Origin of the sequence: Candidatus Palauibacter scopulicola (assembly GCF_947581915.1) — a bacterium.
In the GTDB taxonomy this organism is placed as follows: Bacteria; Gemmatimonadota; Gemmatimonadetes; order Palauibacterales; family Palauibacteraceae; genus Palauibacter; species Palauibacter scopulicola.
Window position 1 is genome coordinate 1 of sequence record NZ_CANPWG010000068.1, and the last position, 25401, is coordinate 25401.

General features: G+C 69.5%; 26 protein-coding genes. 20 read left to right on the top strand and 6 right to left on the bottom strand.

All coding sequences use genetic code 11. The annotated features are described in order from the left end of the window. From RN743_RS14700 to RN743_RS14720, 5 genes are all read right to left on the bottom strand, one after another. Positions 1 to 262, bottom strand: a 262-nt coding sequence (locus tag RN743_RS14700; protein ID WP_310780926.1) for an Arm DNA-binding domain-containing protein, incomplete at its 3' end; no start/stop codon positions are given. A 158-nt stretch (positions 263 to 420) separates the two neighbouring features. After that, positions 421 to 2103 carry a putative Ig domain-containing protein gene (locus RN743_RS14705; RefSeq protein WP_310780927.1) on the bottom strand — a complete coding sequence of 561 codons (1683 nt, stop codon included), beginning with the start codon at positions 2101 to 2103 and terminating at the stop codon, positions 421 to 423. Positions 2104 to 2152: 49 nt separating this feature from the next. Next, positions 2153 to 4159, bottom strand: a complete 2007-nt coding sequence (locus RN743_RS14710; protein WP_310780928.1) for a putative Ig domain-containing protein — start codon at positions 4157 to 4159, stop codon at positions 2153 to 2155. 94 nt (positions 4160 to 4253) lie between these two features. Then, positions 4254 to 7385, bottom strand: coding sequence for a hypothetical protein (locus tag RN743_RS14715; RefSeq protein ID WP_310780930.1), 3132 nt, complete (start codon positions 7383 to 7385; stop codon positions 4254 to 4256). A 139-nt stretch (positions 7386 to 7524) separates the two neighbouring features. Next, positions 7525 to 8739: an integrase arm-type DNA-binding domain-containing protein gene (locus RN743_RS14720; protein ID WP_310780931.1), complete on the bottom strand. Its 1215-nt coding sequence runs from the start codon at positions 8737 to 8739 to the stop codon at positions 7525 to 7527. A 128-nt stretch (positions 8740 to 8867) separates the two neighbouring features. Here RN743_RS14720 and RN743_RS14725 point away from each other — a divergent pair, with 128 nt between their 5' ends. The 20 genes from RN743_RS14725 to RN743_RS14820 all read left to right on the top strand — a co-directional run bounded on the left by RN743_RS14725 (position 8868) and on the right by RN743_RS14820 (position 24257). Next, the gene (locus RN743_RS14725) at positions 8868 to 9131 is read left to right on the top strand and encodes a hypothetical protein (RefSeq protein ID WP_310780932.1); all 264 of its coding nucleotides are present in this window, start codon (positions 8868 to 8870) and stop codon (positions 9129 to 9131) included. Between the two features lie 150 nt (positions 9132 to 9281). After that, on the top strand, positions 9282 to 9602 hold the full coding sequence (locus tag RN743_RS14730; RefSeq protein WP_310780934.1) for a hypothetical protein: 321 nt from the start codon (positions 9282 to 9284) through the stop codon (positions 9600 to 9602). Further along, positions 9602 to 10006, top strand: coding sequence for a CesT family type III secretion system chaperone (locus RN743_RS14735; protein ID WP_310780935.1), 405 nt, complete (start codon positions 9602 to 9604; stop codon positions 10004 to 10006). Before RN743_RS14730 ends, RN743_RS14735 begins: the two co-directional genes overlap by 1 nt. Positions 10007 to 10035: 29 nt before the next feature. After that, positions 10036 to 10905, top strand: a complete 870-nt coding sequence (locus RN743_RS14740) for a PspA/IM30 family protein (RefSeq protein WP_310780936.1) — start codon at positions 10036 to 10038, stop codon at positions 10903 to 10905. Continuing rightward, positions 10902 to 12041, top strand: a complete 1140-nt coding sequence (locus RN743_RS14745) for a DUF1611 domain-containing protein (RefSeq protein ID WP_310780938.1) — start codon at positions 10902 to 10904, stop codon at positions 12039 to 12041. Before RN743_RS14740 ends, RN743_RS14745 begins: the two co-directional genes overlap by 4 nt. Positions 12042 to 12175: 134 nt before the next feature. After that, on the top strand, positions 12176 to 12523 hold the full coding sequence (locus tag RN743_RS14750; protein WP_310780939.1) for a hypothetical protein: 348 nt from the start codon (positions 12176 to 12178) through the stop codon (positions 12521 to 12523). Between the two features lie 74 nt (positions 12524 to 12597). Then, positions 12598 to 12969, top strand: a complete 372-nt coding sequence (locus tag RN743_RS14755) for a hypothetical protein (RefSeq protein ID WP_310780940.1) — start codon at positions 12598 to 12600, stop codon at positions 12967 to 12969. A gap of 54 nt (positions 12970 to 13023) precedes the next feature. Next, on the top strand, positions 13024 to 13317 hold the full coding sequence (locus tag RN743_RS14760; protein WP_310780941.1) for a hypothetical protein: 294 nt from the start codon (positions 13024 to 13026) through the stop codon (positions 13315 to 13317). Then, entirely contained in the window at positions 13314 to 14366 is a 1053-nt protein-coding gene (gene trpS / locus RN743_RS14765; RefSeq protein ID WP_310780942.1) for a tryptophan--tRNA ligase, read from the top strand. The genes RN743_RS14760 and trpS overlap by 4 nt, the downstream gene beginning before the upstream one ends. Before the next feature lie 13 nt (positions 14367 to 14379). Further along, complete coding sequence (locus tag RN743_RS14770; RefSeq protein WP_310780944.1) at positions 14380 to 15426, top strand: D-2-hydroxyacid dehydrogenase; 1047 nt, start codon at positions 14380 to 14382, stop codon at positions 15424 to 15426. Positions 15427 to 15574: 148 nt separating this feature from the next. Next, positions 15575 to 15754 carry a hypothetical protein gene (locus tag RN743_RS14775; protein ID WP_310780945.1) on the top strand — a complete coding sequence of 60 codons (180 nt, stop codon included), beginning with the start codon at positions 15575 to 15577 and terminating at the stop codon, positions 15752 to 15754. Positions 15755 to 15825: 71 nt separating this feature from the next. Further along, positions 15826 to 16719, top strand: a complete 894-nt coding sequence (locus RN743_RS14780) for a dihydrodipicolinate synthase family protein (protein ID WP_310780947.1) — start codon at positions 15826 to 15828, stop codon at positions 16717 to 16719. Next, on the top strand, positions 16716 to 18125 hold the full coding sequence (locus RN743_RS14785) for a Fic family protein (protein WP_310780949.1): 1410 nt from the start codon (positions 16716 to 16718) through the stop codon (positions 18123 to 18125). Before RN743_RS14780 ends, RN743_RS14785 begins: the two co-directional genes overlap by 4 nt. A gap of 33 nt (positions 18126 to 18158) precedes the next feature. Next, on the top strand, positions 18159 to 19463 hold the full coding sequence (locus RN743_RS14790; protein WP_343219053.1) for an adenylosuccinate synthase: 1305 nt from the start codon (positions 18159 to 18161) through the stop codon (positions 19461 to 19463). A gap of 194 nt (positions 19464 to 19657) precedes the next feature. Next, the gene (ffh, locus tag RN743_RS14795; protein WP_310780952.1) at positions 19658 to 21016 is read left to right on the top strand and encodes a signal recognition particle protein; all 1359 of its coding nucleotides are present in this window, start codon (positions 19658 to 19660) and stop codon (positions 21014 to 21016) included. A gap of 53 nt (positions 21017 to 21069) precedes the next feature. Further along, a complete protein-coding gene (gene rpsP / locus RN743_RS14800; protein ID WP_310780954.1) occupies positions 21070 to 21723 on the top strand; it encodes a 30S ribosomal protein S16 in 654 nt (217 codons plus the stop codon). 13 nt (positions 21724 to 21736) lie between these two features. Then, positions 21737 to 22306: a ribosome maturation factor RimM gene (rimM, locus tag RN743_RS14805; protein WP_310780955.1), complete on the top strand. Its 570-nt coding sequence runs from the start codon at positions 21737 to 21739 to the stop codon at positions 22304 to 22306. A 31-nt stretch (positions 22307 to 22337) separates the two neighbouring features. Continuing rightward, the gene (gene trmD / locus RN743_RS14810) at positions 22338 to 23018 is read left to right on the top strand and encodes a tRNA (guanosine(37)-N1)-methyltransferase TrmD (RefSeq protein WP_310780957.1); all 681 of its coding nucleotides are present in this window, start codon (positions 22338 to 22340) and stop codon (positions 23016 to 23018) included. A 118-nt stretch (positions 23019 to 23136) separates the two neighbouring features. Beyond that, complete coding sequence (gene rplS / locus RN743_RS14815; protein ID WP_310780958.1) at positions 23137 to 23508, top strand: 50S ribosomal protein L19; 372 nt, start codon at positions 23137 to 23139, stop codon at positions 23506 to 23508. After that, entirely contained in the window at positions 23481 to 24257 is a 777-nt protein-coding gene (locus tag RN743_RS14820) for a ribonuclease HII (RefSeq protein ID WP_310780960.1), read from the top strand. Before rplS ends, RN743_RS14820 begins: the two co-directional genes overlap by 28 nt. On the opposite strand, the gene RN743_RS14825 is transcribed toward RN743_RS14820, so the two are convergent. Then, positions 24169 to 25371 (bottom strand): hypothetical protein, encoded by a 1203-nt coding sequence (locus RN743_RS14825; protein WP_310780961.1) that lies wholly within the window; start codon positions 25369 to 25371, stop codon positions 24169 to 24171. The genes RN743_RS14820 and RN743_RS14825 overlap by 89 nt on opposite strands. Positions 25372 to 25401: the final 30 nt, after the last annotated feature.

Consider the following 25401-nt stretch of genomic DNA (forward strand, 5'->3'; position numbering starts at 1 on the left):
CCTGGCCCAAGAGGACGCCCCGGCTGTTGTCCAGCGCCTTCTGGCGGGCCTCGGCGAGCGTCACCTCGGGATACGGCCCGAGTCCGATCGAGGTGAGCCGCCCCTCGATCCTGACGCGCTGCCGCCATGTCTTGGTGATCCGGCCATCCAATGTCCGGTGAACCCGGAGGCTCAGCCCGCGTCCGCCACGCCCGTCGCCGTAGACGCCGGGCCGGTTGACCGTCCGCACAAACGCGGCGGAGAGTGTCCTCGGTCGCTTCATGGTGGGTTCCTTCCTTGTGGTGTATCACTCATTGCAGCACTACACCGGGAAGAATACACGGGATGGCGATGGACCGCAAGGGACGCCCGGACGCAGCGTATCCTACAGAACACGTTGTCCAATAACGTGTTATGGCCTACATGGTAAACCTTGCCGGACTACACTGGAAGACGTGTGCCGAGTTCGGGCGGAATCTCGCCCGTCAGGCGGTTCCCGCCGAGGTTCATCCAGTCGAGATTGGCAAGGCGGCCGAACTCGCGCGGGATCTCGCCTGTCAACCCGTTATCGCCGAGGGACAGTGTCACAAGAGCAGCCAGGTTGCCGAATTCGGGCGGGATCGCACCGACAAGCTGGTTTCTCGGTACCCACAGGCTGCGCAGGGCGGCGAGGCCGCCGATTTCGGGCGGGATCTCGCCCATCAGCTCGTTATCCTCGGCGGACAAGCTTTCAAGGGCGGTGAGGTTCCCGATTTCGGGCGGGATCGTACCGACGAGCCGGTTTCTCGAAACGAACAACCTGCGCAGGGCGGTGAGGTTCCCGATTTCGGGTGGAAGCTCGCCCGCCAGATTGTTCTCGTCGAGATGCAGCGCCCTCACCCGGCCCAGGGCGTCCGTCTCCTCGACGCCGTGCCAGTCGTGCACGGGGGCGTCCGTCAGCCAGCCGTCGTTGTTCGTCCAGTTGGGTCCGCCGGTCGCCTCGTAGAGCGCCACGAGTGCGGCGCGGTCCGCGTCCGGGCCTCCGACGCTCACGCTGCGGATGGCCGCGTCGAGCGCCGCGGCCACCTCGGCCACGTCGGGCGCGGTGGCGCTGCTGCCGGTGCCCGTCACCTCCACCCGGTCGTGGAGCGCGGTCAGGCCCGCGTCGCCCTGGTTCACGAGCCAGACGCCCGTCACGTACTCGAGAACCTCCCGCAGCGCGACGCCGTCGACGCTCGAGTCGTCCAGATCGAACCGGAAGAGTTCCTCGGCGTTGCCCGCGCCGGCGTACCCGACGAAGTCCGCCCCTTCGTGCCCGAACGAGACGTCCGTGAACTCGTTCGGCGCCTCGCGGACCTCGGCCGACCTGCCGGACATGTTCGCGATCCGGACCCACTCGCGCGTGTCGCGGTCGAACAGGGCGAACTCGTAGTTCGCGGAGGCGCGGGCCGCGTCGCCGGAGCGGCTCCTGCCCGAATCGTCGATCGTCCGCAACACGAGGCGGGCGGCCGTGAACCGGCGGTGGCCCGTGACCGACACCACGCCCGGGCTCGCCCGGCGCGTCGTCCGTCCCATCCTGGCCTGAATCCCCCAGGAGGCCAGGGTCGGCGTCGCGGTGCGCTCGGCGATCCCCAGCCGGCCCTGCGTGCGGTTCGTCACGCTGAGCACGCCGCCGCCGACGGAGATGCCCGTGTTGTTGCGCTCCGTCCAGTCGGCGAGGCTGGCGGCGGAGCCGAAGTCGTCCTCGAAGCTGCCGCGCACGGCGACGCCGAAGCTCTGCGCGGCCGTCCGGCCGCCCGGGTCGGACGCCGTCACCGTTACCGACGCGGTGCCCGGCCCGACCGCCTCCACGTTCACCTGGCTTCCCGCCGCGCGCGCCATGGCCACGCCCTCGTCGCTCGACGCCGCGGCGTAGCTGAGCGCGTCGCCGTCCGGATCGCGGAAGTTCGACGACACGTCGACCGTGAACGTCTGCCCCGCGTCGACGGTTCGGTCGGCGATCGAGCCCACCGCGACCGGAGCGGACTGCGGGGGCGGCGGGGGGGGAGTCGGCGGAGGCGGCGGGACGGCCGGGGGGGCCATCCCGTCTCCTCCGCACGCGGCGATCCCCACCAGGACCGCGGTCAGGCGCGCGGTTCCAGTCAACCGTCGCATCGACTCGGCCCGTTCGCCGCCACGCATCGCGATCGAATCGCTAGGGCCTGCCGCCGGTCCGGTCCACCGCGCCGCTCACCCGGATCCGGTTCGCGGCCGGGGCGCCGGCGAGCGCCCGCACGCGATCGGCGTGCGCGGCGTCCACGTCGCTCGCGACGTCGGCGCCGATCTCCTCGCCGGACAGCTCCACCCAGTCGAACAGCGCCGTGAGACCGATGGGGCCCTGGTTCGCCAGCCAGATGTCCACGACGCCTTCCAGGATGTCGCCCAGGCGAATGCCGCCCAGCGACGCGTCCAGGCTGACCCTGAAGATCGCGGTGCCCCCGCCGACCTCGAACACGAAGAAGCCTCCGCCCGTCGCGTCATGCGCCAGCCGGATGTGATCATAGGCATTCGGGGCCGCCGCGATGCTGTTCGAGCGCCCGGACAGGTTCTCCACCGTGACCCAGGCGTTCTGCCCGCCATCGAAGACCGCGAACTCGTAGTTCATGTCTGAAGCCGCGGCCGGCCTCGGCAGGAGCAGCCGAACGGCGAGGAACCGGCTGTGGGTCGTGAACCAGATCAGGCCGGGGGTCGCCTCCGCCGAGCCCGCGGCGCGGCTGATCTCCGCGGAGAGTTCCCACGCCCGCAACTTGGGCGGCAACCGGCGTTCCGCGGTCCCCAGCCGGCCCGTGACGCGGTTGGTCAACTGCAAGAGGCTGTCGGCGGGCGGCACCACCGGCACCACCGCGTCGGCGTTGTTGATCTCCCAGTCGTTGAGACTCGCGGGAGTATCGAAGTCCTCCCGGAAGCCGCCCGCCCGCCCGGTGACGGAGACCTGGATGGTCTGCGTGGCGGTCAAGCCGCCGGTGTCGGTCGCCGTCACGGTCACCGTGGCCGTGCCTCCGGCCACGCCGATCATCGTCAGCGTGTTGCGGGACATCGACGCCAGCACCACGGCGGCGTCCGATGTCTCCTCCGCGAATCTGAGCCGGTCGCCGTCCGGATCGGTGAAGTACCCGGCCATGTCGATCCTCGCCGTGCGCCCGGCATTGAGGCGCTGCGGCGGGACCGCGCCGACCGCCGTCGGCGCGCGGTTGGCCGTCTGCACCGTCACGGCAACGCTCTGCGTCGCGCTCAGGCCGCCCGGGTCGGTGGCCGTCACGGTCACCGTCGCCGTGCCCTCCGACACCCCGACGAACGTCACGGTGCTGCCGGACACGCTGACCGACACGACGCCGGCGTTCGACGTGGCGGGGCGATAGGTGAGCGTGTCGCCGTCCGGATCGCTGAAGTACGAAGTCACGTCGAGCGTCGCGGTCCGCCCGGGGTTGAGACTCTGGGCGGGGATCGAGCCGGACGCCGTCGGCGCCCGGTTGGGCCTCGTCACCGTCACGCCGATGCCCTGAGACGCGCTCAGCCCGCCCGGATCCGTCGCCGTCACGTTCACGGTCGCCGTGCCCTGCGCCACCCCAACCAGGGTCAGCGTGCTGCCGGAGATCGAGACGGAGACCACGCCGGCGGCCGAGGTCGTGGCGCCATACCCGAGCGCGTCGCCGTCTGGATCGCTGAAGTACCCGGCCACCTCGAGCGTCAGCGTCTGCCCCGCCTGGACGCTCTGGGCGGGAATCGAGCCCGACGGCTCCGGGGCGCGGTTGGGCGTCTGCACCGTTACGTTCACGCTCTGCGTCGCGCTCAGCCCGCCCGGATCCGTCGCCGTCACGGTCACCGTCGCCTGGCCGTCCGCCACGCCGACCATGGTCAGGCTGCTGCCGGATATCGAGACGGAGACCACGGCCGGGGCGGACGTCGCCGCCGAGTAGGTCAGCGGCCCTCCGTCCGGGTCGAGGAAGTAGGAGGCGACGTCGACCTCGACCGACTCCCCGACGTTGACGGTCTGAGCGGGAATCGTGCTCACCCGGACCGGGGGCTGCGGGGGAGGGGGCGGCGGCGGTGGGGGCATCGTCGGCTCCCCGCCGCATGAAGCGAGGCCCGCGATGAGAGCGCAGAGGAACGACGCGGAACCGACGCGTCGTAGCGGAAGCCGGGCGAGGCGAAGGTCTTTCATCGAAATACTCCGGAGGAGTTCAAAGAAAAGAAGGGGGTCCCGCACACTGCGCGGGACCCCCTTCCGTGATGCCTCTCGTCAGAGACCGCTGGGGTTAGGTGTCGTCGTTATCCATGATCGTCAGCGTCGCGGGGCCGACCGTGTACCTCTTGGTTCCGACCAACGCGCCGTCCGCATCATCGAAGATGATCGTCTCGTTGGACTCGTCGTCGCCGTCGTCCGTGATCGTCAGCGTCACGCTTGTCGTCCCCGTCGTGCTGCCGCGGTTGATCGTCAGCGCCAGCGACGCCCCGTCGGGATCGGCATAGTCGGTACCGCCACCCGTCGCCGTACCTGTGAGGGCGAGCCCAAAGGTGGTGATCCCGTCCACCGGCGCGTCCGCCGTCGCCGTGATCGTCACCGTTACGGTGCCCGCATCCTCGTCAACCTCGCTCTGACTCAGCGACAACGTCACGTCGGGATCGTCGTCCATGATCATGATGTTGGTGGGCTCGGCGTACACGCCTTCGCCCCCCACGGTGCTCGTCGGCGTCGTCATGGTCAGTACGATCGACTCGTTCTCCTCGCCGCGCGTGGAGTCGTCGGCCGCATCCACCATGACCGTGTCCACCCCCGTCCGCGTCGTCGCACTGACCGTCACGGACGCCTCGCCGGCGCTGGCAGTTTCGAGGTCAGTGTTTGCCGTGCCCGTATCCGGGCCCTCAGCGAGGCCAACGACTATAGCGGCTGAAACGTCCGCCGCCTCGCCGGCGTTCACGGTCACCACCACCGCCGTGGGACCGTCATCCTCACGGATCGACGATGGGCTGACCATGATCTCGAAGTCGTCGTCCTGCGACTCCACCGCCACCGACGCGGCGGCGTATCCGGTCGCCGAGTGGGAGACCGTGCCCATGTCCGTCAGGATGTCGAGATCGTGCCTGGTCGTGACCGTCACGAGCAGCGTGTCCGCACCCGTCACGTTCGTGTTGGGGAAGGACAGCGTCGTGGGAGCCACGACGACTCCGGGCGACGTGGTGAGCGTCACCATCGCGGTGTCGCCCGCCGTCAGCGAGACGGCGTACTGGACGCCGGTCGCATCGCCCTCGGTCACCTCGAGCGCCCCGGCGATGGCCGCTCCGGCCACAGTCGTGAACTCGAACGTCGGGCCTGGAGTCGGTGCCGTTGGCGGCGTTCCGGGCCAGCCGACGCTGAACGTCGCGACCTGGTCGCTGTAGTCGTTCACGGCCGCGCGGTCATCCGCGTCGCGGGCATCGTCCTCGGCATGCAGATAGAAGCAGTAGTCCGTCGGGCCGAGATCGCCGCCCTGCTTGATCGTGAAGACCTCGGAGAACTCGATCGTGTTGCTGCCGTTATCGAGCCGCCGCACCGGGCCGGCCGCCTGCGTGGCGGGCAACGGATCGCTGTCCATATCGCAGGTGTCGCCCTTGTGGACACTCAGGAACGCGCGCCGGATCTCGGTCGCGTCGCTCAGCGTCCCCGCCACGGCCACGCTGATCGAGGCCGCCGTGGTGGCGCCGAAGTTGTTCGGCACCGCGGACAGCGAGAGCGCCGGATCCGTCTGGTCGCGGATGAACGTGAACGTCGTCGACGCCCCGTTGCCGGCCCGGTCTGCCGTCCAGGCGTACACCGTGTGACTCTGTTCGCGGGCGAAGAAGCTCCCGTCGGCCGGCGTAATGTCGATCTCGGCCGAGCCGTTGTCGGAGACCGGGAACGTCACGCTTCCGCCACGACCCCAGTAAACCCGGCTGGAGTTGATGCTCGAGCTGCCGGCCCAGGCGGTCACCGTGCCAGCGAGCTGGCTGCCGTCTTCGCCGGTCCCGAGCCGCGGCTCTTCGACCTCGAAGTGAAGCATGTTGCTCGACAGCACGATCGGCTCGGAGGGCCGCTTGCGGCTGATCACGGGCGGCGTGCGGTCCACGCCGAAGGTCGTGGCCGTACGGATCCTCGGCACGTTGCCGAGACCGACGGCGTTCCCCAGCCGGTCGGCCAGAGACTGGACCTCGGCCACGAAGCAGTCGTACCCGCCGCCGTCGGCGACGCCATCGGCCACCGGGTCTTCCTCGGGCAGCTGGCTGATCAGCGTCACGTTCGCGGCATCCTCGTCCAGCGGAACGAATGCCGTGGCGCCGCGCGTGTCGGCGTTGGCGCCCACGCCGCAGTCACCGACCGCGATCGCCGAAGTCATGCCGTACACGTGCCCGACGCCCATGTCGGACATTTCCGTGATCCGGAAACGCCGGACGCTCCCACCCGAGCCGTCGCGGTAGTACATCGGGTCGGTCGCCGGAGTCCAGCTGGCATGTGCGGGATTGTTCGAGGTCGTGACCACGACCTGCGAAGTATTGGCGCGCGCCGGAGCCTTGAAGTCGAAGTGCAGCGGCCCCGTCATGGCCATGCCGCCCGAGCGGAACGTCGCGGTGACGTCGCGGCCGTCCGGGTCGGTGATGAGACCATCGTTGATGACCCACGTCTCGGTCTCGCCCGCCATGTTCTCCAGGCCGAGGTTGGGGCTCCACCAGTCCGTGCCCGCCGTCCACGTGAACGGCGCTTCCTTGGACGGAGTGTCCGAGCCGAAGCGGGTCTCCCTGAAGCTCAGCGAGGGCCCGGCCACGTCATTCTGGCTGGTGTCGGTGGTCTTCGAGGACAGCCGCATCTTCCCGACGATCGTGCCGTCGTACGCCACCGGGCAGGCGTGGAACTGATTCACGTTGCCCTCGGCGACGGGGCCGCCGTAGAAGGTGAGGCCGTTCGTGTGCTCTCCGACCTCGGACATGCCGCCCGGCGAATGCGCGACCATCACGTACCCGCTGTTGTTGAGCGCGATCTGCTGGCCGGCGAACGCCTCGCGCTTGTCGCCCCTGGTCGTCTCGACGTAGGCGCTCAGCTCGTAGTCGCCGTTGGCGTACTTCGGATCGATCTGCAGACCCACGCACTCGTTCGTCATGGCGGCGCTGGTCTTGAGCTGGCACTCGACCTCGACGCTCGCGCCGGTCTCGGCGAGACCCGGAATGGCGGAGGCCGCGTCGCCCGCGGTGCCTCGGCACAGCGGCGTGACGGTCTCGCCGTTCAGCGTCAGGGCGATGTCCGCCACGGTCTCCTCGTTGGGCTGCACGTCGAGGAGCACGTAGATCGTGCCGGAGATGTCCGACGGGTCGCCGATCAGCTGGCGATTCGCGTCCAGGAGCCTGGAAATCACCACCGTGGCGGGGTCCTGACCGCCCACCGTGACGCTGAATCCCTGGTTCGCCAGGAGGCCCGCGGGATCGGCCGCTGTGATAGTGACAGCGGCTAGAATCTCATAACTGTCTGCAAATCAATGTGTTGAGGATGTGATGATGGGGTCAATTACCTCATTTAATCCCTCAACCGCGATTCCGGTCGTCGGCCAGGTAGGCGGCCCAGTCGTTCATGAGGTGGCGGCGGCGCTCGAACAGGTCCGTGCGCCGGTACGCGGCCTCGACCCTGTTGTGCACGACGTGCGCCAGGGCGGCCTCGACGACCTCGCGCGGGTGGTCCGTTTTCTCGGCGGCCCAGTCGCGAAAGCTCGACCGGAAACCGTGCGGCACGGCCGGGACCTCGTGCTTCTTCAGGAGCCGCCTCAGCGTTTTCTCCGACAGCGGTTTCGCGCCGCCGCGGGTGAACACGAACGGACCGTCGCAGTCGATCGTTCGCGCGCGGTCGAGGATCTCCATGGCGCGGGGGCACAGGGGCACGCGGTGCTCGCGCTTCGACTTCATGCGCGCCGCAGGCACCGTCCACACCCTGGCGTCGTGGTCCATCTCCTCCCACTCGGCCCACCGCACCTCGCCCCAGCGCGCCGCCGTGAGCACGAGGAACTCGAAGGCGAGCGGGCCGGCGACCGACCGCCTCGACCGGCCCACCTCCCGGATGGCCGCCGCGACCTCCCGGTGCGGCAGGGCCCGCATGTGCCGGATCACGCGGTTCTGCGAGCCGAGCACGGGCTTCAACTGGTCGCAGGGGTTGGCGTCGCGGAACTCCATCGCGACCGCCCAGTCCAGCACCGCGCGAACGCGCTGCAGCACGACCCGGGCCGTGGCCGCCTTCGTGTACCAGATCGGGGAGAGGATCTCGAGCAGGTCGGCGCTCGTTACCTCCGACACGGCCACCTTGCCGATGCGCGGGAAGGCGTAGCGGTGGAGGCTCGCCATCCAGTCGCTCGCGTGCTTCTCGCTGCGCCAGCCGGCCTGCTTCTGCCCCAGGACGCGCGCGGCCGCGTCGGCGAAGCTGGGCACGTTCCGGGCGCGCCGCCGCTCGGCGAGCGGGTCGCCGCCTTCGCGGGCCAGCTTGCGGTTCGCCCGCGCCTTCACCCGCGCCTCCGACAGCGAGACGAGCGCGACGCTGCCGAGCCCGAGGTCGTGGCGCCGCCCGCGGATGACGAGGCGCTGCACCCAGCTCCGCGCGCCGCTCCGCTGCACGAACAGGTACAGCGTGTTGCCGTCGCAGTACCGCCCCGGCGGCGCCGCGCGCACGAACTGGGCCGAAAGCGCCTTGTCCGGATGGCGCCCCTTCGGCTTCCGTCTCCGGGGTCGAATGGCGTAAGGGTTCGGGTTTCTCATCGCACCATAATAGAGCCCCACTGCCGCTGCCGTCTTCTCTTGATAACCCGTTGATCGCTTCCACGATCTTTTGTGTGACCGTGCCGACACGGCTAACGTTCACCGGGCGGAACAGGGAGAAGACACCGTTGACGACCCGCGGAAACGCACAGGAAGACAGGGCCGCGACCGTGGCCGAGTTGCGAAACGCCGTCGAGACGATCCTCAGCGGCGTGCGAGAGTCCGTCCTGGCCATGCGCGAACGCGCGGCCGACGACCGCGACCACTACGACGACATGTTCGGTGCGGTCCACCGGCGCTTCGATCGCGTCGAGATACGCCTGGACGAGATCGACCGCCGCCGCCCAACGATCGGTTTCGGCGGCGGCGGCGAGGCCGGTCAGCCCACCTAGCTTACGTGGCGGGGGGTTCGGCGTTATCATGGCCCGCCGCCGGCGGCTTGCGCGGCCGGCCGCGGGGAAACTCCGGTTCGGGCCGCCTCGTAGATTCCGTGCACCGATGGCGGCCGGTTCCGGATGGCACCAGTTGCGGCAAGGACGGCGATGAGCGTCTTCGTCTTCATCATCATCATCGTGGCGCTCGTCACGTTCGGGGAAGTGGCCCAGAAGTGGTTCGCGGCCCGCCCCTCGCCCACGCCGGTGGCGCCGGGCGGGGACGACGAGATCGAGCGTCTGCGCGAACATGTCGCGCTGCTGGCGAGCCAGGTGGACCGGCTGACGGAGGAGCAGCGCTTCATGACCCGCCTCCTTGAGGGCGGCGGGCGCGAGGGCGGCGGACTCGGCGGCGGACTCGCGGGCGGAGCGCCATCGCATGAGTCTCGCCCGGAAGGGCGACCCGATTCACGAATGCGGGGACCGAACTGATGCTGAACAGAGAAGACATAGAGAGCTTCCTCATCCGCACGGAAGCGGACTACCAGGAACTCGACGAAGGCCTGTGGATCGTCCACCCGGACGGCGCGAGCGCGGCCCGGCAGCCGAGGATCCTGGTGAACTACCAGCCGCCCGTCCTCGTGTGTCGCGCGGACATCCGCGACCTCCCGATCGACGATGAGGACCAGCTCGCGCTCTACCGGAGGCTCCTGGAGTTGAACGCGGTGGACCTCATCCACGGGGCCTACGGCCTCGAGGACGGCGAGGTCATCCTGAGCGACACGCTCGAACTGGAGAACCTGGACTTCTCCGAGTTCCGCGCCACGCTCGAGAGCCTCACCCTCGCGCTGACGTCCCACTGGGACAGCCTCACCGTCGACATTCCGAACGACTGAAGAGCAAGCACAGGAAACGAGCATACACCATGGGTGTCCTGGACCGACTTTCCCGGCTGATTCGATCGAACCTCAACGACCTCATCGCTCGGGCCGAAAACCCCGAGAAGATGCTCACCACGATTATCGAGGACATGCGCCGCCAGCTCGCCCAGGCGAAGCAGGAGGTGGCGGTCGCGATCGCCGACGAGCGCAAGCTGCGGGCGCAGTTCGAGGAGTCGCGCTCGACGGCGCAGGAGTGGGAGCGGCGGGCGCGGCTCGCGATCCGTGAGGGGCGCGACGACCTCGCGCGCCAGGCGCTCGTGCGCGGGCAGGAGCACGCCGAGCACGCGCGCGAACTGGAGACGCAGTGGCAGAACCACCGCGCCGAGACGGAGAAGCTCAAGGACTCGCTGCGGCAACTGAACGCGAAGATCGAGGAGGCGAAGCGCAAGAAGAATCTCCTCATCGCGAAGCAGAAGCGCGCGGAGGCCCAGAAGCGCATCCACGACACGATGCAGGGGCTGCACGACAAGAGCGCCTTCCGCGCCTTCGACCAGATGACCGAGAAGATCGAGCAGGCGGAGCGCCAGGCGCTCGCGAGCGCGGAGGTCACCGAGGAACTCACCGGCGACACGCTGCTCAGCGAGTTCAAGGCGCTGGAGGCGGGGGGCGACGCCGCCGTGGAGGACCGGCTGCTGGAGATGAAGGCCTCCATGGGCCTCCTCCCCTCGGCCGAGCCCGAGGAGGTGAAGGCGCTCGGTGCCGGCGAGGACGCGGGGGCCGGGTCGGATTCCGGGTCGGAGGCGGGTGACGCCGGCGACGCCGCCGAAGCCGCAGACGCGGAAGAGATTCCCGAGGCGGAACTCCTCGAACTGCTGGGCGAGTCCGGCGAGACGGAGCGGGCCGGGAGCGAATGAGCCCGGGCCCGGGGCGGAAGCGGCTCTCCTCCTCCCGGCTCGCGATCCTCGCGGAGGGGGCCTTCGGGGTCGAGACGGCGAAGACCGCCTCGTCCGCCGTGCGCTACCAGCCGGAGCGGGTGAGTTCCGTCATCGATTCCCGTTTCGCCGGGAGCACGGTGGGGGAGACGCTCGGCTTCGGCGGCGACATCCCCATCGTCGCGACCTTCGCCGAGGCGCTCGCCGCGGAACCCCGCCCCGAAGCCCTGCTCGTGGGGATCGCGCCCCAGGGAGGGCAGCTTCCGGAGGCGTGGCGGGCCGTGCTCGTGGCCGCGCTCGAGGAGGGGCTCGACATCATCAGCGGCCTTCACTTCTTCCTCTGCGACGATCCGCAGTTGGCGGCGCTGGCGGAGCGGCACGGCTGCACGCTGTTTGATCTCCGCAAGCCGCCGCCGGAGCTGCCGGTGGGGGCGGGACGGGTCATGGGGACCGACGCGTTCCGGGTGCTCACGGTCGGCACGGACTGCAACACCGGGAAGATGACGGTCTCGCTCGAACTGCAGCGCGCCCTTGAGGCCCGGGGGGTGCGCGCCGGCTTCGCGGCCACGGGCCAGACGGGGATCCTCATCGCGGGCACGGGGATCGCGGTCGACGCCGTGGTGTCGGACTTCATCTCCGGCGCCGCCGAACGCCTCACGCTGGAGGCGGCACGGGGCGAGGACGGCGGGGACGGCGAGGACGGCGGGGACGGCGCGGGGGTCGACATCGTCCTCATCGAGGGCCAGGGGTCGCTCATGCACCCCGGCTACTCCGGCGTCACGCACGGCCTCCTGCACGGCACGCTGCCGCACGCGATGATCCTCACCTGGATGCCGAGCCGCCCCCGCATCTACGGCGGCAACCACAGTTGGGTCGTCCTCCCGGAACTGGACGAGGTGATCCGCCGCTACGAGGACGCGCTCGCCTGGGCCTGCCCCGACGTCCCCGGCCGCGTGATCGGCGTCTCCCTCGCGACCTACGACATCTCCGAGACCGAAGCCCGCGCCGCCGTCCGCCACGCCCGCAAGGTCACCGGCCTCCCCGCCACCGACCCCATCCGCTTCGGCACCACCCCCCTCGTCGAAGCCATCCTCCAAGCCCACGCCGCCCACGCCTGACCGGTCGATGATACGCCGTTGATGGACGCCCTTATCTTCCGTGTGACTCGGTATCGCGAGATCGATGCCACCCGATGAGCTAGCTTGCTCCCCTTCGGGACGGAGGGGGCTTGCCACTGACAGGAGCAAAGCCGATGCGACAGCGCGGCATCGCAGGTAGTGACGATCGGTCGCGGGTATCGGAAGTCAAGCCGGAAGACGCTTCGCGAATCGCCGGAGCCGTCCATCAGGCCATCGCGGAGACGTTCAACCCAAGCCCCAGGACACCGCCGCCAGGCTTCCCCGTGCAGTATTTCATGCAGACGCTACTGGCCGCAGCCGATGAACTTGGTGTCGAGCTTTCCCGAGAGGAGATCCTCAAGATCCTCGAGATGGCATTGCGACGGCACGCGAGCATCGTCATCGGTGATCAGGTCCGGGAGGTCGTCGGCGAGCCATTCAAGCTGCACGGATCGTTCGACGCGCAACTTGCAACACCGTGACCGACGAATCCGGGCGGAACCACGATGCCGCAAGCTCGGGCGGCCATGAGATCGAAGCGACCGGCGCAAGGAGCATGTCCTCGAACGGCGACCGGCTCGACGAACTGTTCAAGTTCGTTCAGCGTACGTCACCGCCGCACCACCCTCAGGTGCCCGACATCTCCGGCGTCCTGGAGCCCGAGCACATCGAGCAGTCGATCGAACTGACGGACAAGACGAACGCGCGATTCTACGATGATCGTCGTGATCGGCGCCGTGTCTGGGGGCGGTTCGGAGGCTTGACACTCGTCTCCGTCGTCGCCGTGATTCTCGTGCTGGTTTTCACGAACAATACGGACCTCATCCGGTACCTCTTCGAGGAGATTGTTCCCATCGCTACGGGTGTGATCGGTGGCGGAGGAGGGTTTGCGCTCATCATCAACTGGAACAAGCTGCGCGAAAGCTAGCAGGCGTCGCCGGCACGAGTTACGCGTGACACGCCGACGGGTTACGTTCAGCGGATGAACGGGATCACGATGACGCGCTGGAGTCTGGGCTTTTCGCTCGCCCTCGCGCTCACGGTGGGGATGGGAGCCTTCTTTCTCCTCTGGGACCGGACGAACGCCCTTCACGCGAGGCACCTCGAACTCGTCGAACGGGTGTCGTACATCCAGGCGCAGGTGACGGTCCTCCAGGAGGACGTCACAACCCTTCGCGGGGACATGCGTGAGAGCGTGGCCGGTCTCCGCGAGGAGATTCGGGAACTGGGCGCCCTGATCCGCGCGCGAGAGACCTCGGGCGTCGGTACGCCATGACCGACCGGGGCCCTTCGGGGCCGCGCAAGCGGGTCTTCAGCGGGATCCAGCCGACGGGGCACGCGCATCTCGGGAACTACCTGGGGGTGTTCCGGCGCTGGGCGGCGATGGTGGACGAGTACGAGTGCTACTACTGCATCGTCGACTTGCACGCGATCACCCGCGAGTACGAGCGCGAGGACCTGCTGCGGCGCGTGTTCGATCTCACCGTCTCGCTCGTGGCGTCGGGGATCGACCCGGAGCGCTGCACGCTCTTCGCGCAGTCGCACGTCCCCTACCACAGCGAACTCCAGTGGCTGTTCAACACGGTTACGCCGGTGGGCGACCTGGGGCGGATGACGCAGTTCAAGGAGAAGTCCCAGGGCCGGGAGTCGGTGAACGCGGGCCTCCTCAACTACCCGGTGCTGCAGGCGGCCGACATCCTCCTCTACCGGGCGCACTTCGTGCCGGTGGGAGAGGACCAGCGCCAGCATCTCGAGCTGTCGCGGGAGGTCGCGCGGCGCTGGAACGCGCGCTTCGGCGATGTCTTCCCGGAGCCGGAGACGCTGGTGGGGACGGGGGCGCGCGTCCGCGGGCTCGACGGCGTGGCGAAGATGTCGAAGTCGAAGGACAACACGGTGCGGATGGACGCCGATCCGGACGAACTGTGGGCGCGGCTGCGCACCGCGGTCACGGACCCGGCGCGGGTGCGGAAGGATGACCCCGGCAACCCGCACGTGTGCAACGTGTTCGCCCTGCACGAGTTCTTCACCGACCCGGCGGATCGCGAGGAGATCGAGATCCTCTGCCAGACGGCGGGGATCGGCTGCGTCGCCTGCAAGCGGCAGCTCACGGACAACGTGGCCGAGGACCTCGCCCCGGTGCGCGAACGCGCGGCGGAACTGCGCGCGCACCCGGAGCGGGTGATCGAGATCCTCGCGGCGGGGGCGGAGCGCGCCCGCGCCGAGGCCGCCCGCACGATGGAGGTCGTGCGCGAGCGCATGGGCGTGGGCCCCCGCACGCTGGACTCCGACCTGCCCGGCCTGGCCGCGACGGTCCGCGAGGGCTGAGCCGGGAGTCGCGTTGCGCCGCTTCGTGATCTGGATGTACGCGCCTGAGACCCCCCACTGGTCGATGCCGGAGTGGTCGTTCGAACGCATTCGCGGCGCCCTGGACCCGGAGTGGGAGATCGAGTCGGTCCGCGTCGCGCTCGAGGCGACGGGCGACGGCGTGCGCGTGACGCCGCCGGAACTCCTGGAAGCCGTGGCCGACGCGGAGGTCTACTGCGGGTGGGGAATCCGGCGAGACGTCTTCCTCGCCGCCCGCAAGCTGCGCTGGTTCCACTCGGGCGCGGCCGGGGCGCGGAACTCGCTCTTCGAGGAGATGCGGGAGAGCGACGTCATCTTCACGAACTCGGCCGGCATGTACGCGGACTCGCTGGCGGACCACGCCATGGCCGGCATCCTGTATTTCGTCCGCGGCCTGGACCTCGCGGTCCGGGCGCAGCGCGAGCGGGAGTGGGTCCAGTCCGCGCTGAACTCGCCCCGCAGCCCCCTGCATGCCGCACCCGCCGCAGGCGAAGTGGCCGGGGCCTCGCTCGGCATCATCGGCTACGGCGGCATCGGATCGGCGCTCGGCCGCCGCGCGCACGCCCTCCGCATGCGAGTTCAGGCCATTCGCCGCACCGTCGGCCCAAAGCCCCCCGAGCTCGACCGCCTCGCGGGGCCCGACGAACTGCCCGCACTCCTGGAGTCCTCGGACTTCGTCGCCCTCACCGCCCCCGAGACGCCGGAGACAGAGGGCCTCCTCGGCGCCGCGGAACTGGCGCGAATGAAGCCGGGCGCCGTGCTCATCAACCTCGCCCGCGGCACCCTGGTGGATGAGGCCGCCCTCGTCCGGGCGCTGAAAGCGGGCCACCTGCGCGCCGCCATGCTGGACGTGTTCGAGACCGAGCCCCTCCCCGTCGACCACCCGCTATGGCGCCTGGAGAACGTCCTCATCACCCCCCACGTGGGCGGCACCTCCGCCCGCTTCTGGGAGCGCGAGACGGACCTCATCGTCCGCAACATCTCCCGCTACCAGCGCGGCGAGCCCCTCGAAAACCAGGTCGACAAGACCCGCGGCTACTGAGCCCCGCGCCGGCCGCGACGTTCCCGCGGGAACGTCCCCGGATCCCTCCCGCTACCTTGAAGGCGGTCCCCGATGACACCACATTGAGCCCTGCCCGGAACTTGGGTTCGAGACACCGAAAACGAACCCGAGACACGAGGAGACGGTGATGACGGCAGAAGGTTGGACAATCATCGGGGCGACCATCGCGCTCGTCGGCATATTCGCGCCGGTGCTGATGGGGATCCGCCGCGACCTTACGGATTTGCGTGAACGCATGGCCAGACTCGAAGGTCTGTTCGAAGGCTTCATCCGCCGAGACGATAAGGCGCCGAGCCACTCCGCCTGAGGCGCGAACCCCCGGAGACGTTCCCGCGGGAACGCGTGGGACCCGCCACTGACCCTAACTTCGGAAGTTCCATGAGAGATCTTTCAGGTGTGCATCCGCCCGTGGCCACGCCGTTCGGCGAGGACGGCGAGCTGGCGCTCGAAGCGTTCGACAACAACCTGCGCGAGTGGCTCTCACACCCGATCGCCGGCATCGTCGTGGCCGGTTCCACGGGGGAGGCGCCGCTCCTCGACCGCCGGGAACTGTGGAAGCTGGTGGAGACGACCGCCGCGCGCATCGGAGACCGTACGCTGACCGTCGGGACGGGAGCCGAGTCCACGCGCGAGGTGATATTCGTGACCCGCAAGGTGGCGGAACTCGGCGCGAACGCCGTCCTCGTGCGCTCTCCCTCATACTACCTGAAGGCGATGCGGCCGGATGTCGTGCGCGATCACTTCCTCGCGGTGGCGGACGCGTCGCCCGTGCCCGTCGTCCTCTACCACATCCCCCAGTTCGTGCCCGTGCACCTGACGCCGGATCTCGTGGGCCGGCTCGTCGAACACCCCAACATCATCGGGATCAAGGATTCCTCGGGAGACCTCCGGAACCTCGGCCAACTCACCGAGGCGTGCGGCCGCAACGCGCAGGTGCTCGTGGGCTCCGGCGCGCTCCTCTACGCGGCGCTCGAAGCCGGGGCGGCCGGCGGCATCCTGGGCGTGGCCGTGATCGCGACCCGCTCCTGCTGCCAGATCTACGACGCTTGGAAGGAGGGCGACCACCGCCGCGCCGGAGCCATGCAGGAACGCGTGGCGCCGCTCCACAAGAGCCTCGTGGCCGAGGGAGGCATCGCCGCGGTCAAAGCCGCGCTCGACCGCCTCGGCCTCTACGGCGGCAGCCCCCGCAGCCCGCTGCAGCCCGCCGACGCCGCCAAGCTCGCCAAGGTCGACGCCGCCCTCGAAGCCGCCGCCCTCGGCGTCTCCGCGTGAAGCCGACGGCAGATCTCCAGACCCGCGCAATGAACGAACTCGCCGCCGCCATCGCCGAATGGCACGAGGTTCGCGAAAAAATCGCACCCGAGGACGAGCAACATCTGTGGACGAAGTTCCGCCTCGAGTGGAACTACAACAGCAATCACATCGAGGGGAACACGCTTACGTACTCCGAGACAGAGCTTCTCCTGATCCATGGCCAGACCGCCGGTTCTCGTCCGTTTCGCGATTACGAGGAGATGAAGGCGCACAACGTCGCGATCGACCATGTCCGCAGACTCGCAACCGACGAACAACCCCTGACCGAAGGTGACGTCAGAGATCTGAACCGAATTCTCCTCAAGGAGCCCTTCTGGAAGTGGGTCGAGACCCCCGACGGTGACAGGACGCGCAAGTGGATCGAGCCCGGGAAGTACAAGAAGCAGCCGAATCATGTCCGGACGCGCACGGGGGAACTTCACCGGTTCGCGGAACCCGAGGAGACGCCCTCACGGATGGAGGAATGGTTACGCCGCTTCCGCAATGGCCTGGCCCAGACGGACGACTCGCTCCCGGCGTTCCTGGCCGAATCGCACTGGTCGTTCGTTAACATCCATCCCTTCGACGACGGCAACGGGCGCACCGCGCGACTCATCACGAACTACATCCTGCTGCGCAAAGACCTGCTTCCCATTGTGATCAAGAGCGAGGACCGCGACCGCTACCTCGCTGCCCTTAGGCAGGCGGATGCGGGAAACGGCCAGCCGCTCGCCGACTTCATGCGGGCTCAACTGCTATGGTCGCTCGATCTCGGCGTCCGCGCGGCCCGGGGCGAGCCGATCGCGGGCCCGGAGGACCTGGACAAGGAGATGTTCTTGTTCGTGGAGAGCCGAAGGCCTCGCGAGACGATCAAGTCCGACGCCGAAACCGTTGACGCCATCTACGACTCGGACGTTCGTCCCACAGTGAAGACCCTCGACCAGCGTATGGAGAAGTTCGTGCCACTTTTCCGCGACTGCACGGGAACTTCCTTTATCGTCGCGGGCTCGTGCACGATGAAAGGTCGTGCCGTCCTGCAATCTCCGGACTGGGATCGGTTCCGCGCCGACCCGGTATTTGACACGGACGGGTTCGCTCTCGGCCAGCCCGACATAAACCTCACGCGCAGGTATGCGTTGGAGGACTATTGCGGTCCGTCCGATGAGGGATTTTCTCTGCTACTTGAGGTCAAATGGTGGCTGGGGAAGAGCGGGCGACGGTTCACGGCGAACATCAATGGGAAGGAGATAAAGGGTGCGTCCCAGGGACTCCCGCTCGCGCGGCTTGAAACAGAGTCGACGAACGTAAAGGAGAGAGTCGAGAAGATCTGTCGGGCCGTCATGGACGAGATCCGTACTCTGTCGCAGCAGCCGGATCCGGCTTAGAGAGGAAACAGGAGACACGTGTTCAGTGACAGGGTGCGTTGCGTCGTTGTGGTGGGGGCGCAGTGGGGGGACGAGGGGAAGGGGAAGATCGTGGATGTGCTCGCGGAGCAGGCCACGATCGTGGCGCGCTATCAGGGGGGCGCGAACGCGGGGCACACGGTGCGCGTGGGGGAGGGCGCGGACGAGGAGGAGCATATCCTCCACCTCATCCCCTCCGGGATCCTGAATCCCGAGACGCGCTGCCTCCTCGGAAACGGCGTGGTCGTGGACCCGTGGGTGCTGGCGCGGGAGATGGACACGCTCCGGGAGCGCGGGATCGATCTCGACGGGCGCCTGGGGCTGAGCCGGCGCGCGCATCTCGTCCTCCCCTATCACCGGCTGCTCGATGCGGCGCAGGAGGACAGCCGGGGCTCGAAGAAGATCGGGACGACGGGGCGGGGGATCGGTCCGGCGTACCGCGACAAGATCTCGCGCACCGGGCTCCGTGTCGGCGATCTGCGCGACCTCGACCGCACCCGTGAGATCGTCGCGGGGGCGGCGGTGCACGCGAACGTCACGCTGGCGGGACTCGGCGACGAGCGGCGGGTGGATGCGGACGAGGTGATGTCGGAACTGGAGACGGTCCGCCCGGCCATGGTGGAACTGCTGACGGACGCGGGGGACGAGATCCGCGGCGGGCTGGCATCGGGGGGGCGGGTCCTGCTCGAGGGGGCGCAGGGGGCGCTCCTCGACATCGACCACGGGACGTATCCGTTCGTCACCTCCTCGACGACGACGGCGGGAGGCGCCGCCTCGGGCGTCGGGATCGGGCCCACCCTGATCGACGAGGTGATCGGCGTCGTGAAGGCCTACATCACGCGCGTGGGCGAGGGCCCGCTGCCGACGGAACTCCCGGAGGCGGAGGCCGAACGCCTGCGGCAGCTCGGCGGCGAGTTCGGAGCGACCACCGGCCGCCCCCGGCGCCCCGGCTGGTTCGATGGCAGCGTCGCCCGCTATGCGGCCGGCGTGAACGGCCTTACCGGCCTCGCGGTCACGAAGCTGGACGTGCTCGACACCTTCGAGACGATCCGGCTCTCGACCGGCTACGAACTCGACGGGGCGCCGACCGCGTCGTTCCCGGACTCCGTCGCGGATCTCGCCCGCGTGCGCCCGGTCTACGAGAGCTGGGCGGGCTGGAACGCGGACACGACCGGGTGCCGGACCTTCGGCGACCTGCCGGTTTCCGCGCGCCGCTACCTCGCGAGGATCGAGGAAGTCTGCGCCGCGCCCATCCGCTTCGTCGGTGTCGGCGCGGCCCGGCGCGAGACGATCGCGCTGCCCGCGGGCGCCGCGGCCTGAATTCGTTGCCCGGATCGTTGCCCGGATCGTTGCCCGGATTCGTTGCCCCGATTCGTTGCCTGAAGTCGTGAAAACCCCTAGACTGCGCGGCTCAATACGGATCGGGTGCGGGCGGTTCGGCGCCTTCTCGAGACGCGAATGGAGACCTTCCAATCGCGTTTTTTTGATGCCTGGAACGATGCCTGGAACGGTAGATGTTCGAACGCCTGGGTGACCGGCTGGACGGTGCGCTGAAGAAACTGCGCCAGCGCGGCGTCATCACGGAAAAGTTGCTGGACGAGGGGCTCCGCGAGGTGCGGCGGGCCCTGCTCGAGGCGGACGTCAACTTCCGGGTCGTGCGCGACTTCCTCGCGAAGGTGAAGGAGCGCGCGCTCGGCGAGGATGTGCTGAAGTCGGTCCGGCCGGGCGATCAGATCGTGAAGATCGTCCACGACGAACTCGTCGCCCTGCTGGGCGAGGCGGCGCCGGAGGAGTCGGAGGCGCCGGTTCCGCCCACGGTCGTCATGCTCGTCGGCCTGCAGGGGTCGGGGAAGACGACGACGGCGGCGAAGCTGGGGCGGCGCCTGGCGAAGGAGGGGCGGCGGCCGGCGCTCGTGGCGTGCGATCCCTACCGCCCGGCGGCGCCCGAGCAGTTGGAGGCGCTGGCGGCGCGGATCGGGGTCCCGCTTCTGGCGCGGCCGAGCGGCGAGGACATGTCGGAACTCGCCCGCGGCGCGCTGGACGAGGCGAGGCGGGGCGGGGTCACGCACCTGCTCCTCGACATGGCCGGCCGGTTGCAGGCGGACGAGGAGTTGCTGGACGAACTCCGCCGCGTGAAGGCGGCCGTGGAGCCGCAGCAGATCCTGCTCGTGGCGGATGGGATGACCGGGCAGGAGGCGGTGCGGATCGCCGAGGGATTCCACGGCGCGGTGGGGCTGACGGGGATCGTCCTCACGAAGATGGACGGGGACGCCCGCGGGGGCGCGGCGCTCTCGATCTACAGCGTGCTCGGCGTGCCGATCCGATTCGTCGGAACGGGCGAGCGGCCCGAGGACCTCACGGTCTTCGACCCGGAGCGCATGGCCGGCCGGATCCTCCAGATGGGGGACATCGTCGGCCTCGTGGAGCGCGCGCAGCAGACGGTCGACCTCGGCGAGACCGAGCGGTTGCAGAAGAAGATGCTGGCGGGGAAGGGGGAGTTCGATCTGGCGGACTTCCTGACGTCGATCCAGCAGATCCAGAAGATGGGACCCCTGAAGGGGTTGCTGAAGATGATGCCGGGCGTCGACGCGCGCATGCTGGACCAGGCGGACGTCGACCCCAGGCGGGTGAGACACCTGGAGGCGATCATCCTCTCGATGACGCCGGAGGAGCGGAGGCGGCCGGAGATCCTGAACGGGTCGCGCCGGGCGCGGATCGCGAAGGGATCGGGGCGGCCGGTGCACGAGGTGAACCGGCTCCTCAAGCAGTTCCGCGAAATGCGGAAGATGATGAAACAGATGGGCAAGCTCATGCCCGGGATGATGCCGGGAGGTCCCGGCGGCCTCGGCCGGCTGGGCCGGGGATTGGGATAGAAGCCGGACCGCGGACGGTTCCGGGCAGATCAGGGAGACAATCGGAGAACTGAATGGCGACGACAATCAGGCTCAAGCGGCGTGGGGCGAAGAAGGCGGCCTCGTTCCGCATCATCGTGACGGATTCGCGGGAGGGGACGGCGGGCGCGTCGATCGAGCGCCTCGGGCTCTACAACCCGCGCACGCAGCCGTCGCTCGTGCGGATCAACGCCGCGCGCACGCTGCACTGGCTCAACGAGGGCGCGCAGCCGACGGACACGGTGCGCTCGCTCCTGCGGAAGACGGGCGTCTGGAAGCAGTTCCACGACGGCGTGGATCCGGGGTCGCTCGAGACGGCGATCATCGAGATCGGTCCGCCGCCGGGACAGCGCGGCACCTCGCAGCGTCCGAAGCCGAGCGCCGAGGCCCCGCCGGAACCCGAGCCGGAGCAGCCCGCCGCCGAGAAGGCCGCCCCGACCGAGCCGGCGCCGGAAGCCGAGGCGGCCCCCGAGGCGGAAACGGCTGCGGAAGCGGAGGCAGCGCCCGACGCTGAGGCGGCGCCTGAGGCGGAGGCGACGGCAGAGGCCGAGGCGGCCGCTGGGGCCGACAACGCTCCTGCTGACGCGGCCGAAGCCACAGCCGAAGCGGCCGACGACGCCGGCGACGCGGACGACGCCGGCGACGCGGCGGACGGCGCCGACGACGCGGCGAAAGCCGACGCCGACTAGCCTCGCGTCCACCATGTCTGACGCGCCCGTGATCGTGGCCCGCATCGCCCGGCCGCACGGGATCCGCGGCGGGCTGCTTCTGGAAGCCGAGACCGACCACGCCGAGGCGCTCTTTCAAGCGGGTCGCCGGCTCCATCTCATCGACGCGCGCACGGACAAGGGTACGCGCACGGCCACGAGCGGGCATGCCGACACAGGCGGCGCGCCACCGCCCCGCGCGCTCACGCTGGAGACGGCGCGGCTCCACGGCGGGCGGTGGCTCGTCGAGGTCCGCGAGGTGGCGGACCGCACCGCGGCCGAGGGGCTCCGCGGCGCGCGCCTGGCCGTCCCCCGCGAAGAGCTTCCGGAGCTGCCGGACGGGGGCTACCTGCTGCACGATCTGATCGGCATGTCGGTCTGCGAGGAGGACACGACGATCGGAGTGATCCGGGAGGTGTACGATCAACCCGGCGCGCCGCTCCTCGCGCTCGACGTCGACGGCCGCGAGCGGCTCGTCCCGTTCGAGGCGGACCTCGTCGTGGAACTGGACTTGGAGGCCGGCGAGGTCCGCATGAAGCTCCCCGACGGCCTGCTCGACATCTGACGCAGCTGACGCATCTGACGGGAACGGTCCCATGCGAATCAACGTCCTCACGATCTTCCCCGACTACCTGAAGGGCCCGCTCGGCCTCTCGATCCCGGGCCGCGCCCGCGAGGCGGGGCTCGTCGACTACCGGCTCATCGACGTGCGCGCGTACGCCACGGACCGCCACCGGACGACGGACGACGAGCCGTTCGGAGGCGGGGGCGGGATGGTGATGAAGCCCGAGCCCTTCGACGCCGCGCTCGCCGCGCTGGACCGCCCGGGGCGCGTGATCTCGCTCTCCCCGCGCGGGCGGCCGTTCGACCACGAGACGGCGGTGCGCTTCGCGCTCGAGTCCGACCTCACGCTGCTGTGCGGGCGCTACAAGGGGATCGACGAGCGGGTCGTCGACGCCTGGGTGGACGAGGAGGTCTCGATCGGCGACTACGTCCTCAGCGGGGGCGAGCCGGCCGCGCTCGTCGTCATCGACGCCGTGGTGCGCCTCCTGCCCGGAGCGCTCGGCGATCACGATTCGGCCTCCTCCGACTCGTTCTACGAGGGGCGCCTCTCCGCCCCCGCCTACACGCGGCCCGCCGAGCACGGCGGCCGACCGGCGCCGGACGTGCTCCGGTCGGGTGATCACGCCCGCATCGAACGCTGGCGTGCCGCGCGGGCCGATGCGGCGACACGCCGCCGCCGTCCCGACCTCCTCGACCTCGACGCCGCCGACTGATATACTGAAGGGCTGTGGCCGTACCCATCGTCACATCGCCGCCACCCTCCCGTGACAACAGATGGTTGCGTCCGCCGGAAACGCACATGGAGACGCAGCGAACAAGGATAGACGAACGATGGATCCCAGAATCGCCGGTATCGAGGAGGGATATAAGCGCACGGACCTCCCGGCCTTCGCGCCGGGGGACACGGTGCGCGTTCGCGTACGCGTGAAGGAAGGGCAGAAGGAGCGCGTGCAGCCGTTCGAGGGCGTCTGCATCGGTCGTCGCGGGGCGGGGGTCAACGCGACCTTCACCCTGCGGCGCATCTCCGGCGGCGTCGGCGTCGAGCGGATCTTCCCCCTCCACTCCCCGTGGATCGTGGGGCTCGAGGTCGTTCGGCGCGGCGATGTCCGGCGGGCCAAGCTCTACTATCTGCGCAACCGCCGCGGCAAGCGGGCCCGGGTGCCAGAGCGAAAGTGGTGGCTCGACAAGAAGCAGGAGAGCTGACACCGGCGACGCCCGCTCCGGAAGCGGCTCCAGGGGCGTCTCCGGAAGCGCCGGCCACGGCGCCGCTCGACTACGAGGAGGAGGGCTGGGCTGCCGGCCTCCGCGTCGTGGTCGGGATCGACGAGGCCGGGCTGGGTCCGGTGGCGGGTCCCGTGATGGTGGGTGCCGTGGCGCTCCACCCGGGACAGCGGTTCGAGGGCTGCACGGACAGCAAGCAGGTCTCACCCTCCCGCCGCGAGAAACTCGCCCGCCGCATCCGCGCCGAGAGTCTCGCCTGGCGCGTCGCCGCCGCCTCCACCCGCGAGATCGAACGCCTCAACGTCCGCGCCGCGACGATCGTGGCCATGCGCCGCGCGCTCGACCGTCTCGCGCTCCCGGCCGAACTCGTCCTCGTGGACGGCAACCCGGTCCCGGAACTCGGCGAGCACCGCTCGATCGTCGGGGGAGACCGGGCCTCGCATTCCATCGCCTGCGCCTCGATCCTCGCGAAGGTCACGCGCGACCGCCTGATGCGGCGGCTCGACGCGCGATACCCGCTCTACGGCTGGGCGTCCAACAAGGGGTACCGGACCCGCGAGCACATGGAAGCGATCCGCCGGCACGGCCCGACCCCGCACCACCGGATCACCTTCCAGGGGGTCCTTCAGACCGAACTGGAGTTCACTCCGGCGCCGGACCCGGCCCCTGCCCCGACATCCGATCCGCGGCGAGATCCTCAGCGAGATCCTCGGCGAGACCCAGAGGTGTGAGAACCGGCGGCGTGCCCGGGCTCGCATCGCCGCCGTACCAGGTGGCCATGACCGTCTCGGCCGGCTTCCCCTGCGGCGAGTAGTCGGTCGCGATCCACTCCCCGGCCGGAGATCCGGCGTACCACTTCCACGCGAATCCACCCGCGAACCAGGGTCGGTCCCACCACACGCGGAAGAGCGCCTCGTAGGCCCCGGACTGCGCCTCGTAGTTCGCCGGCACGCCCCGCGCGCGGCGTCCCTCCGGCAACTCCCACTGGCGGCCCGCCGCGCCGTCGACGCTGCGATACCCGTACTCGGCGAAGAGGATCGGCTTGCCCGTGGCGACGGCGACCTCGCGCAACTCCTCGCTCCAGGGCTCCCACGCCTCGACCAGCGTCTCCACGTCCGGCGTGGCGTCGTCGGCGAGCGGGAAGTAGGCGTCCACGCCCACGAGGTCGAGCGCGTCCCAGAACTCGATCCGGGCGTACTTGTCCCAGTTCGCCGCGTAGGTGAGGCGCCCGCCGTAGATCGCCCGCACCTCCTCGATGAGCGATCGCCAGTAGTCCGGCCGCGCGAGCGCCACGAGATCGACCTCCGTGCCCACGCTGAACATCTCCACGTCCAGCGAGTCGGCGACGTGCGCGAACCGGAGGATGTACTCCCGGTATCCCGAGAGGAACATCTCCCAGTCCTCCTCCGTGTCGGGCTCGAACTCGCCCGGCCAGCCCTGTCCGCGCACCCAGAGGTGCGGCTTGAGGAGGACGGAGAGCCGGCTCTCCCTCGCGTACTCGATGGTCTTCGCGACCCCCTCCGTCCTCTCTCCCCAGAACTGGCGTTCGCGGTCGAACGCGACGCGCGGCTGGGCGGGGTCGACGAAGGCGTAGGGGACGACGGCGACCCAGTTGGCTCCCGTCAGCGAGGCGCGGACGAGGGCATCCGGCGCCATCTCGCGCCGCGGGGCGGAGAAGGAGACGCCGCGGATCTTCTTTTCCGGCCCGATGTGCGCCATTGCGGCGGCGGGCCGGCCGGCCACGCCCGGATCGCTCCCCGTTCCGGCAGCGCCGCAACCGGCGAGGAGGGGCAATGCGGCCAGCGCCGCGACCAGCGCGCGGGCGGCCAATCTCTTCGTTTTCATCTATACCATCGTGCCTTTCGGCAATCTGAA

What these genes read in the sequence shown, in the direction of transcription:
- RN743_RS14730 (WP_310780934.1), top strand. Translation starts at nt 9,282, where the DNA reads ATGAGCGTCTTCGTCTTCATCATCATCATCGTGGCGCTCGTCACGTTC.
- RN743_RS14735 (WP_310780935.1), top strand. Translation starts at nt 9,602, where the DNA reads ATGCTGAACAGAGAAGACATAGAGAGCTTCCTCATCCGCACGGAAGCG.
- ffh (WP_310780952.1), top strand. Translation starts at nt 19,658, where the DNA reads ATGTTCGAACGCCTGGGTGACCGGCTGGACGGTGCGCTGAAGAAACTG.
- rimM (WP_310780955.1), top strand. Translation starts at nt 21,737, where the DNA reads ATGTCTGACGCGCCCGTGATCGTGGCCCGCATCGCCCGGCCGCACGGG.
- RN743_RS14775 (WP_310780945.1), top strand. Translation starts at nt 15,575, where the DNA reads ATGACGGCAGAAGGTTGGACAATCATCGGGGCGACCATCGCGCTCGTC.
- RN743_RS14755 (WP_310780940.1), top strand. Translation starts at nt 12,598, where the DNA reads ATGTCCTCGAACGGCGACCGGCTCGACGAACTGTTCAAGTTCGTTCAG.
- rplS (WP_310780958.1), top strand. Translation starts at nt 23,137, where the DNA reads ATGGATCCCAGAATCGCCGGTATCGAGGAGGGATATAAGCGCACGGAC.
- trmD (WP_310780957.1), top strand. Translation starts at nt 22,338, where the DNA reads ATGCGAATCAACGTCCTCACGATCTTCCCCGACTACCTGAAGGGCCCG.
- rpsP (WP_310780954.1), top strand. Translation starts at nt 21,070, where the DNA reads ATGGCGACGACAATCAGGCTCAAGCGGCGTGGGGCGAAGAAGGCGGCC.
- RN743_RS14825 (WP_310780961.1), bottom strand. Translation starts at nt 25,371, where the DNA reads ATGAAAACGAAGAGATTGGCCGCCCGCGCGCTGGTCGCGGCGCTGGCC.
- RN743_RS14740 (WP_310780936.1), top strand. Translation starts at nt 10,036, where the DNA reads ATGGGTGTCCTGGACCGACTTTCCCGGCTGATTCGATCGAACCTCAAC.
- RN743_RS14760 (WP_310780941.1), top strand. Translation starts at nt 13,024, where the DNA reads ATGAACGGGATCACGATGACGCGCTGGAGTCTGGGCTTTTCGCTCGCC.
- RN743_RS14750 (WP_310780939.1), top strand. Translation starts at nt 12,176, where the DNA reads ATGCGACAGCGCGGCATCGCAGGTAGTGACGATCGGTCGCGGGTATCG.
- RN743_RS14780 (WP_310780947.1), top strand. Translation starts at nt 15,826, where the DNA reads ATGAGAGATCTTTCAGGTGTGCATCCGCCCGTGGCCACGCCGTTCGGC.
- trpS (WP_310780942.1), top strand. Translation starts at nt 13,314, where the DNA reads ATGACCGACCGGGGCCCTTCGGGGCCGCGCAAGCGGGTCTTCAGCGGG.
- RN743_RS14720 (WP_310780931.1), bottom strand. Translation starts at nt 8,739, where the DNA reads ATGAGAAACCCGAACCCTTACGCCATTCGACCCCGGAGACGGAAGCCG.
- RN743_RS14745 (WP_310780938.1), top strand. Translation starts at nt 10,902, where the DNA reads ATGAGCCCGGGCCCGGGGCGGAAGCGGCTCTCCTCCTCCCGGCTCGCG.
- RN743_RS14710 (WP_310780928.1), bottom strand. Translation starts at nt 4,159, where the DNA reads ATGAAAGACCTTCGCCTCGCCCGGCTTCCGCTACGACGCGTCGGTTCC.